Genomic DNA, 16,689 nt, shown 5'->3' on the forward strand with positions numbered 1-16,689 from the left:
TAAAGGGGAGGGGGGTATAATTTTTTCTGGATATCAAAATCAATTAAAACGGACACCGCAGCTTAATAACACGCGGAGGGAAATCATGACTGCCAAGAACGAAACGCTCCGTCAACACCTGGCCGCCGTCAAGGCGGGAGAAAGGGTTTTTGAGAACGCCTTCCAGGGGATCATTCGGATGATCCTGGAGCCGGGTTTCGAGAAGGTCGTCGTCAACGGCAAAACGACCTATGACTTCAACATCTTCCGGACCGGACGCAAGCACACCATCGGCATGTACGACGAGATCAACAGCTTCGTCTCGTTCGTGAAAGACGCCGCCGAGGGTGGCTCCAGTAAGGAGATGGCGTTCGTTCTGGTCGGCGAGCCGGGCAACGGCAAGACCTTCTTCGTGGAGTTCCTCTGCGCCAAGTACCGGAATTTCCTGCAGGGGCGCAACCGCAAGTACAGCTTCCGGTTCCTCAACATGGACCAGCTGGGCAACTACGGCCGCATCCGCGAGATCGACTCGGAGACCTACGAGGACCCGATGATCCTTGCCATGAACCTCTTCGACGATCCTGAGGAAAGCCGCCGCTTCATCGGGGAGCAGGGGTTCTCCGACGCCGAGATCGAGACCCTGTACCGGAACTACCGCCCCCTGGGCGCGAGCACCGGCTACATCCTCAACGAAATCCGGCAGTACCACGACAACGACCTGGAGAAGGTCCTGGAGAGCATCGCAATCCTCCCCGTGCCGATGAGCGAGAGCCTCGGGACGCTGACCGGCAAGTACCCGGCCAAGGACAAGATCACCTCGTCGGCGGTCGACCTCCTGGGTGAGGAATCGATCCAGCGCCTGTTGCACCTCTCCGACACCAACAACCCGTACCGCTTCGACCTGCGCCGCGGCGCCCTGGCCCGCGTGGCCGGGGGCGGCATCCACTTCTCCGACGAGATCTTCAAGAACAAGAAGGACCTGGTGCAGGTGTACCTCGGCGTGATCCAGAACCGCGCCATCGAGATCGACGGGTACAAGTGGCCGATCGACTCCATGATTATCGCCACCAGCAACAACTCCGAGTTCAACCGCTTCCTGGCGGAGAAGGAGGAGGCGCCGATCGTCGACCGCTGCAGGATCTGCTACGTCTCGCACAACACCAACTACCGGATGCAGGAGGGGCTCACCGCTTACGCCATCGGCGGCGAATCGAAGACCACCCTGACCAAGGAAGTGCTGCACCAGGACCCGAACCTGAACTACGCCGCATCCGTGGGCGTCGTGCTCACCAGGCTCCCCAGATCCGAGAAGCTGACCCCGATCGAGACCATGAAGCTCGCCGCCGGCGAGGTGGCCGGCGAGAAGAGCATCAAGGCGCTGGCCGAGGTCATCGACACGCTCGGGCAGGAGCCGGACATCACCAAGCGCTTCGGGCAGCGCGGCCTCGGGCACAGGAGCCTCGGCCGCAGCATCCAGATCCTCAAGGAAAGCTCCGAGACCAACGAGGGGCGCTGCATGGTCGCCTACGACGTCTTCCGGAGCCTGGAGCGGGTCGTGCTCGACTACGTGGTGGAGCCTAACGAGCGGGCCAAGTATCTGGAAGACCTGAAGACCGGCAAGAAGCTCTACCGCGAGCGGATCATGACCGAGATGTTCAACGCCTACATGGACGAGCCTTTCGCCATCAAGAAGGACGTGCAGAACTACGTCAACATGATCATCGGCATCGACGCCGAGAACCTCGGCCCGGACCGGATGTGGAAGTACAAAGACCCGCAGACCGGCGAGTTGAAGGCGCTCAAGATAGACGAGCGCTATGTGAAGAGCGTCGAGGAGCGCATCGGCCTAAAGACCGAGGAGCAGCGCGCCTCGTTTCGGACCTCGATCCGGAAGATCTACGGCCAGAAGATCTCGGTCGACCCGAGCTACGACTTCATGGACAACCTGGAGCTGGTCAAGGCGGTCACCGACGTGCGGCTCAAATCCGACATCGCCGGTGCCGGGAGCCTGATCGGGGCGCTCGCCAACCGCACCAACGAGGAAAACCAGAAGCTCTACGATCGCATGATCGTTACCATGCTGGGCAAACTCGGCTACTGCCGCACCTGCGCCCAGAAGACCATCGAGTACTTCTGCACGCAGGAGGATGAGAGCTAGCAGGGGCGCCTGTTCGCGGTGAGGGGGCGAATAATTATTCGTCCCTACAGAGGCGCGACCCCGACCACCATGTTCCATGGCGAAAAAACAACTGTAGGGGCGAATAATTATTCGCCCGCCTTTAAAGGCCGATGATGCCATGAAAGATCCCGAAAAATACCTCGAACAACTAAAGGCCAAGGGCCTGGATCCCGAGCGCGCGGCGCGCTTTCGCGAGGAACTGGCGGGTACGCGGCAGATATCGACTGCCGACCGGCGCGGACCTTTCCCGGACTTCTCCCGCGGCCTCTACGCCTGGCACGACCTCGCGGTGCTGCAGGATCAGGAGCGGGTTCCCAACCCGTACCAGCTGCACATGAAGGCGCTGGACGAGCTCCTGGAGCGGGACCGGCAGCGCGAGAAGGACGGCTTCCCCCGCAAGATCCGGGTGGGACGGCTGATCAAGCCGGGCAAGGGGGGCAAGGGGAAGATCGTGGTGGTTCCCTCCACCGAGGAGGAGAAACTCCTGCACGATCCGACCATCCGCCCTCCGGGCGAGGGGGGCTCGACCGGTGGCAGCGGCAAGGGGGAGGAAGGCGAGGTCATCGGCGAGCAGAAGGTGCGTGAGACCGGCGAGGAGCCGGGGCAGGGGCCGGGACAGGGCGAGGGCGAAGCCCACGAGATGGGCGCTTCCGCGTATGAACTGGGGCGGGTGCTCACCGAGCAGTTCCAGCTCCCCAACCTGAAGGAAAAGGGGAAAAAGCGCTCCTTCACCCGGTACATCTACGACCTGACCGACAGAAACCGCGGCTCCGGACAGGTGCTGGACAAGAAGGCGACGCTCAGAAAGATCGTGGAGACCAACATCTCGCTGGGCAACCTTCCCGATCCCTCCGACATGGATCCGACCCGGTTCCTTATCTCGCCGCGGGACAAGGTGTACCGCATCTTCTCCCAGGAGAAGGATTACGAGCCGCAGGCGATGGTCTTCTTCCTGCGCGACTACTCCGGCTCCATGGCGGGCAAGGTGACCGAGCTGGTGGCGACCCAGCACGTGATGATCTACAGCTGGCTCTTGTACCAGTACGCCGGGCAGGTGGAATCGCGGTTCATCCTGCACGACACCGAGGCGAAGGAGGTGCCGGACTTCGACACCTACTACAACTCCCGGGTCGCCGGCGGGACCGAGGTGGCCAGCGCGTACAAGCTGGTGAACGAGATCGTCGAGAAGGAGAACCTGGCCGCGGACTACAACATTTACGTCTTCCACGGCACCGACGGCGATGACTGGGACACCGGCGGTGACAAGTCGATCCCCGAGTTGGTCAAGATACTCAGCTACGTGAGCCGCATGGGGGTCACCATCGCGGAGCACGCGGGGACGCAGTGGACCGAGGTGGCGCGCTACCTTGAGAATTCGGGGCTGTTGCGCGACAAGCCGGACCTTTTGCGCATGGACATCATGCACGAGGACGCCGAGGAGGCCCGGGTGATCGAGGGGATCAAGAGGCTGATCTCGTAAGAGGCCGTTATGGAACTGATCAACCAACACACCAAGGCGATCATGGAAGGATGCAAGGAGCGGGCGCGTGCCGCCGGGCTCACCTTCACCGACGAGAGCCTGGAATACATCGTGACCAACCGCGACCTGATCGAGCTGTCGCCGAAGGTCATGATCCCGACCCTGTACGACTACTGGGTGCATGACGTCGAGGTGTTGCGGGGCAAAGGGGAGTACGAACTCTACCCGCACAACCCGTACGAGACGGTCATCAACACCCGGCCCCCCATCTCGTTCTACAACGACAACAACCCGGACTGGCTCAACGTGATGATCTTCTACCACGTGCTGGGCCACATCGATTTCTTCCAGAACAACCTCTACTTTCGGCATACCTGGGAGTACGACTTCACCGGGCAGGCGCTTTCGGACAAGCGGGTCATCGCGAAGCTCAGGGCCGAGAAGGGGCGGTGGGTGGATTACATCCTGGAATTCGCGCGCTCCATCGACAACCTGGTGGGCTACCACGACGAGCTCTCCCCGCTGTTCATGGCGCCGGAGGCCGCCACCTCGAGCCGGCTCGACTACTACTTCGACACCTTTCTCCAGGTGGAGAAGAAGCTGCCGGTAGGGGAGTACCTGAAGGAGGTGGCCCGCTACAACGACGCCATCGCCCAGAACAAGGACGAAGGGGAGCGCATCTTCTTCGCCGAGGTGACCGCGAAGTATCCGGAAATGGAGGCCCACTTCGCCAAGAGCCAGAACGTGAAACGGGTGGAGCGGCGCGACCTGATGAAGTTCCTCATCGAGAATTCGGAATTCCTGGCGCGCGACGAGAACCAGTGGATGCGCTCGGTGCTCGAGGTGGTGCGCAAGACCTCAATCTTCTTCCAGCCCCAGATCCGCACCAAGATCATGAACGAGGGATGGGCGAGCTACTGGCACGAGAAGCTCTTCCTGGTGGACGACCGCATCAAGGGGCACGAGGTCGATTTCGCCCGCGTCCACGCGGGGGTCACCTCGATGCCGCGGGTGGGAATGAACCCGTACGCGCTGGGTATGCGGCTCATGTACCAGTTGAAGGAGAACGGCGACAAGGGCAAGACCGGCTACGAGTTCAACCGGCTCTCCGACCGGGAGGAGCGCAAGCGCTTCGATGCAGCCTCCGGCAAAGGCGACGAGTACCTGTTCAAGATCAGGAGCAATTACTGCGACTACCTGTTCATCAAGGATTTCGTCGACCAGGACTTCACCGATCGCTACGACCTGTTCGTCACCGGCAAGCGGCTCGACCCGCAGCGCATGGTCTGGCAGTACTACGTCAAGAGCCGGGACGCCAACGAGTACCGGGACATGGTCCTCGCCTCGCTGTACCATCCGCCCTACATCGAGATCGCCCCGGAACGCGGCGAGGATGGGATGCTCTACCTGGTACACCACTTCGAGGGAAAACAGCTGGTTTCGGAGTACATCGCCAACACCCTGGTCGGCATCGAGTACCTCTGGGGGGCGCCGGTGCAGCTTGAGACCAGCGAGGCGGTGATAGTGCAGCAGCGCGGTTCTTCCGGGCGCGAAGGGGTGGAAGAAGCGGAGATCACCTGGCAGCGGGTCGTTTATACCATGAAGGACAAGGTTCTCAGCCGGCAGGTACTGTGACAGGCGGATAAGCTATGCCAGATCTAGAGACAGTCATAAAGCAGTTGAGCCGCACCATCGTCGAGCACAAGAACGCCTCGCACATGTCGTTCGAGGAATACATGCAGCTCGTCACCGAGCAGCCGGAGCGGATGATGCGCAACATCTTCCAGCTCTTCCACGACATGGTCAGGAGTTACGTCAACGAGGGAAACGACGAGTATCCCGAGGATCCGGAGTCGATAAACTTCGTCCCGTACGATACCACGAAGCTTTTCGTGCGGAACTCCGACCGTCCCTTCTTCGCCGACCGCCTCTTCGCCAACCGTTTCATGAACCACGTGGCCGACATGAAAAGCGGCGCGCGCCAGAACAAGATCTACATCTTCGAGGGACCTCCCGGCTCGGGCAAGAGTACCTTCTTGAACAACGTGCTGATGAAGTTCGAGGAGTACACCAGCACCGACGAGGGGAGGACCTACGAGGTGGTGTGGCACCTGGACCGCCGCGTCCTCGGGAGCTTCAAGGAGCACCAGGTGAGTGCCTTCGTTGAGAAGCTCTCGCACCTGCTCGACGAGTACGAACTGGAGAGCCACGACCACCTCGACACCCGGGCCCTCTTGCGCGGCGGCGACGTGGTCGAGGTCCCCTGTCCCTCCCATGACAGCCCCTTGCTCATGATCGACAAGGCCCAGCGGCGCGCCTTTTTCGACGACGTCTTCCAGAACGATTCCTTCAAATGGAAGCTCTTCACCGAGAAGGAGTACGACTGGGTCTTCCGGGATTCCCCCTGCACCATCTGCACCTCGATCTTCCAGGCGCTCTCGGCGCGGCTCGATGATCCGACCGACATCTTCCGGATGATCAAGGTGCGCCCCTACCGTTTCAACCGCAGGCTGGGCGAAGGGATCACGGTCTTCAACCCGGGCGACAAGTCGATGAAGATGAACATCCTCACCAACGACATGCTGCAGAGGAAGATCGACCTGCTCCTGGGCGACAGCAACGAGGTGAAGTACCTGTTCTCCAACTTCGCCAAGACCAACAACGGCATCTATGCCCTGATGGACGTCAAGTCCCACAACGCCGAGCGGCTCCTGGAACTGCACAACATCATCAGCGAAGGGATTCACAAGGTCGAGGACATCGAGGAGAACGTTCGCAGCCTGTTCATAGCCCTCATGAACCCCGAGGACGAGCGGAGCATCGAAGGGGTGCAGTCCTTCTCCGACCGCATCGAGTTCATCAACATCCCCTACGTGATGGATCTCAACACCGAGGTGGAGATCTACCGCAACATCTTCGGCAAGCACATCGAGTCGAGCTTCCTGCCCCGGGTGCTGCACAACTTCGCCCGGGTCATCATCTCGACCAGGATGAACGTGAAGTCGGACGCGCTCCTGGAATGGATCGGCGATCCCGAGAAGTACCGGCTCTACTGCGACGAGAACCTGCAGATCCTGAAGATGGAGATCTACACCGGGCACATCCCCGACTGGCTCTCCGAGGAGGACCGGAAGCGGCTCAACGCGAAGCGGAGGAAAAAGATCATCGCCGAGAGCGAGCACGAGGGTGACCACGGCTTCTCCGGGCGCGAGTCCATCAAGATCTTCTCCGACTTCTACTCCGCCTACGCCAGGAAGGACAAGATGATCACCATGAACAACCTGTCCACCTTCTTCACCCGCTGGCACAAGGAGCTGAAGGAGTCGATCCCGGAAGGTTTCATGGAATCGCTGGTGCACAACTACGACTACGTGGTGCTCCAGGAGGTGAAGGAGGCGCTCTACTACTACAACGAGGCGCAGATCGAGCGCGACATCCTGCACTACATGTTCGCGGTCAACTTCGAGCCTGGGGCGGTGGAGGTGTGCCGGTTCACGGGAGAGAAGCTGGAGATCACCGAGGAGTTTCTGGCGGGGATCGAGCGGCGCCTACTGGGTGCCAAGGTGGAGGACGAGGCGCGGCTGGCGTTTCGCCAGGAGACCCAGCGCGAGTACACCGGCAGGACGCTGACCCAGGAGATCATGGTGGAGGGGAAACGGGCGCAGGACACGGCGCTGTTCCAGTCGCTGCATGACCGCTACGTGTTCAACCTCAAGGAGAAGGTGCTGGAGCCGTTCCTGGAGAACGCCAACTTCCGCCGCGCCATCAAGGATTTCGACACCGAGGCCTTCAAGACCTACGACAAGCGCATCCGGGACGACGTCACCTTCCTGATCAACAACCTGAGCTCGGAGAAGTTCAAGTACACCAAGCAGTGCGCCAAGGAAATCTGCGTCTACGTCATCGACAACGACCTCGCCCGCAAGTTCCACGTCTAAGGCAAACGCCCCTTGTCCCGGTCAGGCTCCTCCCTCCGGAGGTGAGGCCGGGAGGGGGGCTGAAATCTACGTCGCCACCCTGAAACGACTCACCATGTCCTGCAGCGCCCGCGCTGAGTTGGCCAGGTCCTCGGCGGCGCGCGCGGACTCCTGCGCACCCCCCGCCGTTTCCCGCACTACCCCGATGATCTGGCGCATGCTCTCGGAGATGTTGGTCGTGGTCGCCGACTGCTCCTCAGCCGCGGTGGCGACCTGCGAGACGTACTCGAGCAGCGGGGTGATCTGGTCCTTGATGGTCCCGATGGCGCGGCTGGAATGCTGCACATCGTCGGTCCCGCTTCTGACGGTGTCCGCGCTGCGCTCCATGAGGGCGATGACATTCTTCACGTCACCTTGCAGCGAACCGATGATCGACTGCACCTGCCGGGTGGACGAGGTGGTGCGTTCCGCAAGGCTCCTCACCTCGTCGGCGACCACCGCGAAGCCGCGCCCCTGTTCACCGGCGCGGGCGGCCTCGATGGCGGCGTTGAGCGCCAGCAGGTTGGTCTGATCGGCGATATCCTCGATGGCCACCACGATGTCCCCGATCTTGTCGGAGTTGGCCCCAAGGGCTTTGACGGCGTCGACCGTGCCCGCCACCATCTGTTCGATCTCTCCCATCACCGACGTCATGCGCGTGATGGTCTCTTCTCCCCTGCTGGTCGCGGTGCTGGTGCTGCCGGCCCGGTCCGCCATCTTTTGGCAGCTGAGCGCGATGTCGTTGCTGACGCCGGCCATTTCGCCGACGGCGTCCGAAACGGAGCCCGACTGCCGGGAAGCGTGCTCGGTACCTTCCGCCATCCTGAGCGAGGTGTTGCTCAACTGGCTGGAAGCGCTGGCGAGCTGGTCGGCCGTTTGCTGGATCCCCTGGATCATCCCCCGCATGGAAGCCTGCAGTTTCTGCAGGGCCCTGAGCATCTGGCTGATCTCGTTGCGACGGTTGACCACGATCTCTTCGCTCAGGTCCCCGTGCGCCATGGTCTCCAGGTAGCGCATGGTCCGCACCAGCGGCGCCCTGATGGACCAGATGTTGATTGCGCCGAAGACGCCACCCAGCGTTATGAAAAGGACGAGCGAGCCATACTTGATCAGGGGGGAGTCGGCCTGGGCGGCAGCCGCGGTGGCGATCAGGCAGGCGCTGTAGCAGATGCACAGCAGGCTGAGCCTGAACTTGATGGTGAGATTGAGGTACACGTTCAAGATTTCTTTCATTTCCTTCTCCTTGCCGATGCTGAGTCAAGAGCCCGTTCCGCCGAGATGTCTCACTGGTGCAGGTCACTTATCGGGACAAGGGGGCTGTACTTGAGACGTGCTGTAAACAAAGTGCCGTAAATTTGTGGAAAATAATTTGCGCCCCGGCTGCTGCCGGTTCGGTGCCAGGAGGTCGCTGCACGGAAGGAAAAACGGTGTCCGCCGCTGAGGAACGTGGTAAGGTATCCTTCCGTTTTTCTTTAGACCCTCAGGAGGTACCAGGGATGAGAGACGCGCTTCGCGGCATGATTGAGCGGTTGGTGCGGGACGACCAGGGCAACCGTTTCGCCGAAAACGGCGCGCCCTACTTCACTGAGCCGTTGGTCGGCTTCGCCAGTGCCGATGACCCCCTTTTCACGCAGTACAAGTCGGTGATCGGCACCTTTCACCTCACCCCGGCGGAGCTGGCGCAGCGGGAAATCCCGCCCTGGCAGCCGGCCACCGTCATCTGCTGGGCGCTTCCCGTCTCGGAGGAGACCCGCCGCGGCAACCGCGCCGAGACGACCTATCCCTCCCGCGCCTGGGCGCAGACCAGGCAGCACGGGGAGGCCTTCAACGCGTCCCTGCGCCGGCAGGTGGTGCAGTTCCTGGTCGACGCCGGGTATCGCGCCTTCGCGCCACAGTTGCACCCGGCTTGGCGGGAGTACCCCGATTCACCGGTGGGCATCGCCTCGTCCTGGTCGGAGCGCCACGCCGCCTACGCCGCGGGGCTGGGCACCTTCAGCCTCAACGATGCCCTCATCACCCCGCGCGGCATAGCCCATCGCCTTGGAAGCGTGGTCACCGACCTCGCCATCGAGCCGACGGAGCGCCCTTGGAGCGATCACAGGTCCAATTGCCTCTGGTACCGTGAGGGGAGCTGCGGGGCGTGCATCGGGCGCTGCCCGGTCGGCGCCCTGACGAGGGAGGGGCATGACAAGGGGATCTGCCGTGGCTACGTCTACGGAGCGGTTCCCGAGGCCGTCGGGGAGCGGTACGGGGTCACCAGTACCGGCTGCGGTCTGTGCCAGACCAAGGTTCCCTGCGAGGACAGGATCCCGGCCGGCAAGGTCTCGCCGCTTGCCGGGAATCCCGCGGCGGGGGCATCGCCCGCACCCTGACCATCCCCGGGGGGAGAGGGGATGTGGACGTAACCGGCGACACTAAGAAAAGGAAAGGGCACCTCCCGTGCGGGAGGTGCCCTTTTTTGTGCCGGAACCGGCAGGTAGCGAGGATCGTCGCTAATCGGGTTTCTTTTTGCCGCTGTGCCTGGCGGCGATGGCCATCTGCATCGCCTCGCCCATCTTGGTCGGGCTGGAGGCGACGGTGACGCCGCACTCGGTCAGGGTGCGGATCTTGTCTTCCGCCTTGCCCTTCCCCCCGGTGATGATGGCGCCGGCATGTCCCATCCGCTTGCCCGGCGGCGCGGTCACCCCGGCGATGAACGCCGCCACCGGCTTTTTCATGTGCTCCTCGATCCAGTGGGCGGCGTCCTCCTCGGCGGAGCCGCCGATCTCACCGATCATGAATACCCCTTCGGTTTCCGAGTCCTCGTTGAAGAGCTTTAGGACATCGATGAAGTTCATGCCGATGATGGGGTCCCCTCCGATCCCGACGCAGGTGGACTGACCGAGCCCCACGTCGGTGAGTTGTTTCACCGCCTCGTAGGTGAGCGTGCCGGAGCGCGAGACCACGCCGATCTTGCCGGGCTTGTGGATGTGGCCGGGCATGATGCCGATCTTGCACTGGCCCGGAGTGATGACGCCGGGGCAGTTGGGGCCGACCAGGCGCATCTTGCTCTGCTTGAGCACCGCCTTCACCGGGACCATGTCGCGCACCGGTATCCCCTCGGTGATGCAGACGGCGAGCTCGAGCCCCGCCGCCGCCGACTCGAGGATGGCGTCGGCCGCTCCCGGCGGAGGCACGAAGATCATGGAGACGTTGGCGTTGGTGTACTTCACCGCCTCAGCCACCGTGTTGAAAACGGGGATCCCCTCGATGTGGATGCCCCCCTTGCCGGGCGTCACGCCGGCGACGATGTTGCTGCCGTACTCGCGGCACTGCTGGGTGTGAAAAAGGCCGCTGCGGCCGGTGATCCCCTGGACCACAATTCTGGATGAGTTGTCTATCAGTATGGACATAACGCGTATCTCCCGAATATGATCCCCCTCCCCTTGCGGGAGGGGGGTAGGGGGTGGGGGAGGATGCCACAGCGGCGCTCCGTCGGTCGCTTCACCCACCCCCCGACCCCCTCCCGTCGAGGAAGGGGGAGGTTATCCCAGCATGCTCACGATCCGTTGCGCCGCATCGCCCAGGTTGTCGCTGCACTGGACGTTGAGGCCGCTCTCGGTGAGGAGGCGTTTCCCCTCCTCGACCTGGCTGCCGTCCATGCGCACCACGATGGGGAGGGTGCAGTTCACCTCGCTGGCGGCCTCGATGATGCCGTGGGCGATCACGTCACAGCGCATGATGCCGCCGAAGATGTTGACGAAGATCCCCTTCACGTCGCCGTCCTGCAGGATGATCTTGAAGGCCTCGGCCACCTTCTCGCGGGTGGCCCCGCCACCGACGTCGAGGAAGTTGGCCGGCTCGCCGCCGCACTCCTTGAGCACGTCCAGGGTCGCCATGGCGAGGCCGGCGCCGTTCACCAGGCAGCCGATGGAGCCGGAGAGCTTGATGTAGGCCAAGTCGTACTTGCCGGCGTTGATCTCCAGCGGGTCGAGCTGGGAGTAGTCCATCATGTCGGGATATTCGCGGTGCCTGAAGATGGCGTTGTCGTCGAAGGTGATCTTCGCGTCCATGGCCATGAGCCACCCCGCCCTGGTGACCACGAGGGGATTGATCTCCACCAGCGCGCAGTCCTTTTCCAGGCAGACCCGGTACAGGTTCAGGATCAGGTTGACGCAGTCCTCGCAGACGCTCCCGGAAAGGCCGAGCTGCAGGGCGATCTGGCGCGCCTGGTACGACCTGAGCCCCAGGAACGGGTCGATGGTCAGCGTGTGGATCTTCTCGGGGGTCTTGGAGGCGACCTCCTCGATTTCCATCCCTCCCTCGGCGGAGGCGATCAGGACGTAGCGCGACGCGCTCCGGTCCAGGGTGATGGAAAGGTAGAACTCTCGGGCGATCTCGACCGCCTCCTCCACCAGGATGCGCCGGACCCGGAGCCCCTCCGGGCCGGTCTGCGGCGTCACCAGGGTCTTGCCGAACAGTTCCTTTGCGTACTCCTGGGCCTGCTCCGGGTGGTGCACCAGCTTGACGCCCCCCGCCTTGCCGCGGCCGCCGGCATAGATCTGCGCCTTGACCACGCAGCGCCCTCCCATCTCCTTCGCCGCCCGCTCCACCTGGTCCGCGGTGAGTGCAACGCGACCACGGGGGATGGGGATGCCGAACGAATTCAGTATCTCCTTGGCCTGATACTCATGAATGTTCATCCTGTTCTCCTATGGTGCAGCTTTGGATTTTGCCCGATGCAGCGTGCTATCAGAAGGTAAGTTGCCTGAATCGTGGGGATGTGGCGGAGCGCCTGGAGACGCGCCTGGTAATCTTATCGGCACGTGGTCGCTAGAAATTCAAATTAAGAGTAAATACTATCACAATTAAAAAAAAGAGAAGCCCGGGGGCTTCTCTTCTGGTCTTTCCTTTTCCTTTCCTTCGCCTGTGCCGCTACCTGGTCTGCAGCCTGCGGCGCACCTCGATTTTTTCCGTGCCCTTGCTGCATTGCAGTTCCACGTCCGAAAATGCGGTGAAATTGCCTCCCGGGTTTTTCCGGGCCGCCCTGGCCTGCCGCTCCAGCGCGATCTTCTTCGACGTTTCCAGGACGGCCTGGATGTCGCTCCCGGCGACGTCAGTCACCTCGAAGCGATGCTTGCGGGCGACGATCCCTTCACCCTGGGTGCTGATGATGTTGCCCCGGCAGACAAGCTCATCCGCGCCGGCGGTACCGGACAGTGACAGCAGAAAGAATGCGAGCGGGAGCGCTTTCACGACGGCCTCCGTGTACCCGGCGTCACTCTTCGCCGGTGTGGTTGCCGCGCCTGCCTTGCGCCCTCAATTCCCTGCGGGAGAGCCTGCCGGCGGCGCGTGTCGAGTTTTGGGGGACGGGAGCGGGTTCCACCACGGGAGCGGCCGGTGCAGCTGCAGCAGGCGCTCCCGCGGTTCTGGGTGGTGGCACCTGCGATGGCTGCGACAGCGGCGCATCCGGCGCTGGTGTCGGTTGTACCGGCGCGGCCTGCTGCACCAGTAGCGGCTGGGGTGCCGGGCCGGGAGGCGCCGGCTGTGTCGCGGCGCCAGGTGTGGCCGGTGCTGCCGGTTGTGCCGTTGCCAGTCCTCCCAGTTTGCCGGTGGCCACGTCGAGTACCCGGGCCTTTTTCAGGTAACGCGCCGGGATTTCGTGCAGGCTGTTGGTGTAGAACCTGGTCCCGGTGTTGTCTTTCCACGTGTAGATGTCGGCGTGGGCCGCCGTTGTACTCATAAAAACCATCACAACTGCCAGAAGACCCTTCATTTCTCCTCCCAAGCGATGCAGGCAAGCGTCATCTATTATTAAGGATAACCCTTCCAGCTTCAAGCCAAAAAGGTGAAGATACTTTTCGGCGGATGCGCGGATTTCTTAACTAGGAGGCGCCCATGCAATATTCGGCGCGCTATGTTATCCTAAGGGCTGTGCAAGAGCCGATGAATCAACAACCAGCAGGAGATCGCGCCATGAATAAGGGAAGATTGATTGTGGCCTTTCTGTTCTTTCTAGCGGCGGCGGTAGGTATCGAAGCTGACGCCGCGTCACGTATCAAGGTCTATTCAGCTGAAAAGGGGAGCTACATCATGTCCGACGAGGTAGTGAAGACAGACGCGGAATGGAAAAAGATACTAACGCCGGAGCAGTACCATGTCCTTCGGGAGAAGGGGACCGAGCGAGCCTTCACCGGCAAGTACGCGAAGACCCATGACCACGGCATCTACCGCTGCGCGGGGTGCGGCCTCGACCTGTTCAAGTCCGAGGACAAGTTCGAGTCCGGCACCGGGTGGCCGAGCTTTACTCAGCCCATAGCCAAGGAAAACGTGAAGACCGAGACCGACCGCAGCTTCTTCAGCACGCGGACCGAGGTGCTGTGCCGTCGCTGCGGCGGCCACCTGGGGCACGTCTTCAGCGACGGACCCAAGCCGACGGGGCTGCGTTACTGCATGAATTCCGCCGCGCTGCAGTTCGTGGCGACCAAGTAGGGAGGACGGAAGGAAGGGTAGAAAACCCGGTATTTAACGCAAAGCCGCAAGGGCGCAAAGAACAGCAAGTCATAAACCCGTAAGGGTCGTGCTTCTCTTGGTTACTTTGCGCCTTCGCTGCTTTGCGTTAAAAAACAAGGGGTTGGGGAGGCACAATGAAAACACGGGCAATAGTAACGGCCGCCTTGCTGCTCATCCTTGCGATGGCAGGTTCCTCGCCGGCCGCGCAACTGCAGAAGGCCACCTTCGCCGGGGGGTGCTTCTGGTGCATGGAGCATCCCTTCGACGAACTGCCGGGGGTGGTCTCGGTGACTTCCGGCTATACCGGCGGCCACGTGAAGAACCCGACCTACGAGGAGGTTTCCGCGGGGGGCACCGGCCACGCGGAGTCGGTCCAGGTGCTCTACGATCCGGCTAAGATCGGTTACGACAAGCTGCTCACCCGTTACTGGCACAACATCGACCCGACCGTGAAGGATCGCCAGTTCTGCGACGTCGGGCACCAGTACCGAAGCGCCATTTTCTATCACAACGATGAGCAGCGCCGCCTGGCCCTGCAGTCAAAGCAGGCGCTCGAGAAGAGCAAGCCGTTCAAGGGGGGGATCCAGACGGAGATCGCGGCCGCTACCGAATTCTACCCGGCGGAAGAATATCACCAGCATTACTACAAGAAGAACCCGCTGCGGTATTCTTACTACCGTTTGAGCTGCGGCCGGGACCATAGGCTGAAGGAACTCTGGGGCGACCAGGCCGGCCATTAAGGTTACGAAAGGAAAGAAAAACGGTCAACGAAGAACTCATAACGTAAAACATGGAACCTGCTGTTGTGTCTCGGGGGATGCTATGAAGAACCGGGAGATAGCCCGGATGTTCGAGGAGATCGCCGATATCATGGAGATCCGGCAGGACAACGTCTTCAAGATAAGAGCGTACCGGCGCGCGGCTCTCAACCTGGAAGGGCTGAACCGGGACCTCGCCCAGATGTCGCACAAGGAGCTCCTGGAGATCCCGGGAATCGGGGCGGATCTGGCGGCGCGCATCGAGGAACACCTGCAGACCGGCACCATGGCCTACCATGACCAGCTTAAACAGGAGGTGCCGGCCGGCGTCTTTGCCCTGCTGGCCGTTCCTGATCTCGGGCCGAAGACGGCGAAGGCGATCTACGAGGCGCTAAGCATCACGAGCCTCGAGGAGCTGGAGCAGGCGGCGCGGGAACATCGGCTGGTCGGCATCAAGGGGATCAAGGAGAAGACCGAGGAGAACATCCTCAAGGGGATCCAGGCCGTGAAGCGGGGCCGCGAGCGACAACCGCTGGGCCGGATGCTGCCGGCGGCGGAGGAACTGGTGGCGGCGCTCAAGCAGATGGCGCCATTGGAGCGGATCGAGGTGGCCGGGAGCATCAGGCGCCGGCGCGACAGCATCAAGGACATCGACATCGTGGCGACCTCCCCCGACCCGGCCAGCGTCATGGAGGCGTTCCTGAACCTGCCCCAGGTGCACGACGTGATCATGCGCGGCCCGACCAGGGCCAGCGTGACCATACGGGAAGGGGTGCAGGTGGACCTGCGCGTGGTGGAACCCGCCTCCTACGGCGCAGCGCTCGCGTACCTGACCGGGAGTCAGGCCCACAACGTGCGGCTGCGGGAGATGGCGCAGAAGCGGGGACTGAAGATCAACGAGTACGGCATCTTCCGCGAGGAGGACAACGTGCGACTGGGAGGTGACCACGAGGAGGATGTCTACCGCCTGCTCGACCTTCCCTTCGTGCCGCCGGTCTTGCGCGAGGACCGGGGCGAGATAGAGGCGGCCCAGGCGGGTAAGCTGCCGCAACTCGTCACCCGGGAGCAGATACGGGGAGACCTGCACGTGCATTCCCGCTGGAGCGACGGCGCCCACGGCATCGCCGACTTGGCGGAGGCGGCGCGACTGCGGGGGCTCTTCTACATCGCGGTGACCGACCACTCGCAGGGGCTCGGTGTGGCGCGCGGCCTGACCGTGGAGCGGCTGCGCGAGCAGCATGCGGAGATCCGGGAGCTGAACCGCGGGTTGAAGGGATTCCGGGTTTTGCACGGCACCGAGATGGACATCCGCGGCGACGGCACGCTCGACTTTCCCGACGAGGCGCTCAAGGAACTGGACGTGGTGGTGGCGTCGATCCACTCGGGTTTCAGCAATAGCAAGGAGGTGATGACCGCGCGCATCGTGGCCGCCATGCGGAACCCATACGTGCACATCATCGCCCATCCTACCGGCCGCATCATCGGCGAGCGTGAGGGGTACCAGCTGGACATGGAAGAGGTGCTCCAGGCCGCCAGGGAGACCGGGACCGCGCTGGAAATAAACGCCTACCCGCTGCGGCTGGACCTGGAGGACCGCTACGTGCGCCGCGCCAAGGAGCTCGGGGTGAAGATCGCCATCAACACCGACTCCCACGTGAAGAGCCAGTTCGAGACGTTGCACTGGGGGATCGCCGTGGCCCAGCGCGGCTGGCTGGAGCGGGCGGACGTGCTGAACACGCTGACGGCCGACGAGCTTTTGAAAACGCTGAAAAAGAAGAGAGGCAAGCGCCTGTAGGGGCGAATAATCATTCGCCCGATGATGCCCGACGCCATTGTGTGGGGGAG

General features: G+C 62.4%; 13 protein-coding genes. 8 read left to right on the plus strand and 5 right to left on the minus strand.

All coding sequences use genetic code 11. The annotated features are described in order from the left end of the window. Nucleotides 1-85 precede the first annotated feature (85 nt). The 4 genes from KOL99_RS04035 to KOL99_RS04050 all read left to right on the plus strand — a co-directional run bounded on the left by KOL99_RS04035 (nt 86) and on the right by KOL99_RS04050 (nt 7,576). On the plus strand, nt 86-2,137 hold the full coding sequence (locus KOL99_RS04035) for a serine protein kinase PrkA (RefSeq protein WP_216509185.1): 2,052 nt from the start codon (nt 86-88) through the stop codon (nt 2,135-2,137). A 139-nt stretch (nt 2,138-2,276) separates the two neighbouring features. After that, the gene (locus tag KOL99_RS04040; RefSeq protein WP_216509186.1) at nt 2,277-3,638 is read left to right on the plus strand and encodes a DUF444 family protein; all 1,362 of its coding nucleotides are present in this window, start codon (nt 2,277-2,279) and stop codon (nt 3,636-3,638) included. Between the two features lie 9 nt (nt 3,639-3,647). Beyond that, nucleotides 3,648-5,273 carry a SpoVR family protein gene (locus KOL99_RS04045; protein ID WP_216509187.1) on the plus strand — a complete coding sequence of 542 codons (1,626 nt, stop codon included), beginning with the start codon at nt 3,648-3,650 and terminating at the stop codon, nt 5,271-5,273. Nucleotides 5,274-5,287: 14 nt separating this feature from the next. Continuing rightward, on the plus strand, nt 5,288-7,576 hold the full coding sequence (locus KOL99_RS04050) for a serine protein kinase PrkA (RefSeq protein WP_216509188.1): 2,289 nt from the start codon (nt 5,288-5,290) through the stop codon (nt 7,574-7,576). A 66-nt stretch (nt 7,577-7,642) separates the two neighbouring features. On the opposite strand, the gene KOL99_RS04055 is transcribed toward KOL99_RS04050, so the two are convergent. After that, a complete protein-coding gene (locus KOL99_RS04055) occupies nt 7,643-8,827 on the minus strand; it encodes a methyl-accepting chemotaxis protein (RefSeq protein ID WP_216509189.1) in 1,185 nt (394 codons plus the stop codon). 263 nt (nt 8,828-9,090) lie between these two features. On the opposite strand from KOL99_RS04055, the gene KOL99_RS04060 reads away from it, so the two are divergent. Next, nucleotides 9,091-9,966: an epoxyqueuosine reductase gene (locus tag KOL99_RS04060; protein WP_216509190.1), complete on the plus strand. Its 876-nt coding sequence runs from the start codon at nt 9,091-9,093 to the stop codon at nt 9,964-9,966. 120 nt (nt 9,967-10,086) lie between these two features. Here the strand turns inward: KOL99_RS04060 and sucD are convergent, their stop codons facing one another. From sucD to KOL99_RS21765, 4 genes are all read right to left on the minus strand, one after another. Next, entirely contained in the window at nt 10,087-10,986 is a 900-nt protein-coding gene (gene sucD / locus KOL99_RS04065) for a succinate--CoA ligase subunit alpha (protein ID WP_216509191.1), read from the minus strand. A 132-nt stretch (nt 10,987-11,118) separates the two neighbouring features. Next, complete coding sequence (gene sucC, locus KOL99_RS04070) at nt 11,119-12,276, minus strand: ADP-forming succinate--CoA ligase subunit beta (RefSeq protein ID WP_216509192.1); 1,158 nt, start codon at nt 12,274-12,276, stop codon at nt 11,119-11,121. Between the two features lie 232 nt (nt 12,277-12,508). Next, nucleotides 12,509-12,829: a hypothetical protein gene (locus KOL99_RS04075; protein WP_216509193.1), complete on the minus strand. Its 321-nt coding sequence runs from the start codon at nt 12,827-12,829 to the stop codon at nt 12,509-12,511. 22 nt (nt 12,830-12,851) lie between these two features. After that, nucleotides 12,852-13,349, minus strand: coding sequence for a DUF4124 domain-containing protein (locus KOL99_RS21765; RefSeq protein WP_216509194.1), 498 nt, complete (start codon nt 13,347-13,349; stop codon nt 12,852-12,854). 200 nt (nt 13,350-13,549) lie between these two features. On the opposite strand from KOL99_RS21765, the gene msrB reads away from it, so the two are divergent. The 3 genes from msrB (at nt 13,550) to polX (ending at nt 16,639) form a co-directional block, all read left to right on the plus strand. After that, nucleotides 13,550-14,065 carry a peptide-methionine (R)-S-oxide reductase MsrB gene (gene msrB / locus KOL99_RS04085; protein WP_216509195.1) on the plus strand — a complete coding sequence of 172 codons (516 nt, stop codon included), beginning with the start codon at nt 13,550-13,552 and terminating at the stop codon, nt 14,063-14,065. Between the two features lie 203 nt (nt 14,066-14,268). Beyond that, nucleotides 14,269-14,826 (plus strand): peptide-methionine (S)-S-oxide reductase MsrA, encoded by a 558-nt coding sequence (gene msrA, locus KOL99_RS04090; protein ID WP_236025809.1) that lies wholly within the window; start codon nt 14,269-14,271, stop codon nt 14,824-14,826. Between the two features lie 82 nt (nt 14,827-14,908). Beyond that, nucleotides 14,909-16,639: a DNA polymerase/3'-5' exonuclease PolX gene (gene polX, locus KOL99_RS04095; RefSeq protein WP_216509197.1), complete on the plus strand. Its 1,731-nt coding sequence runs from the start codon at nt 14,909-14,911 to the stop codon at nt 16,637-16,639. Nucleotides 16,640-16,689: the final 50 nt, after the last annotated feature.

The organism is Geomonas azotofigens (genome assembly GCF_018919395.1).
Lineage (GTDB): Bacteria > Desulfobacterota > Desulfuromonadia > Geobacterales > Geobacteraceae > Geomonas > Geomonas azotofigens.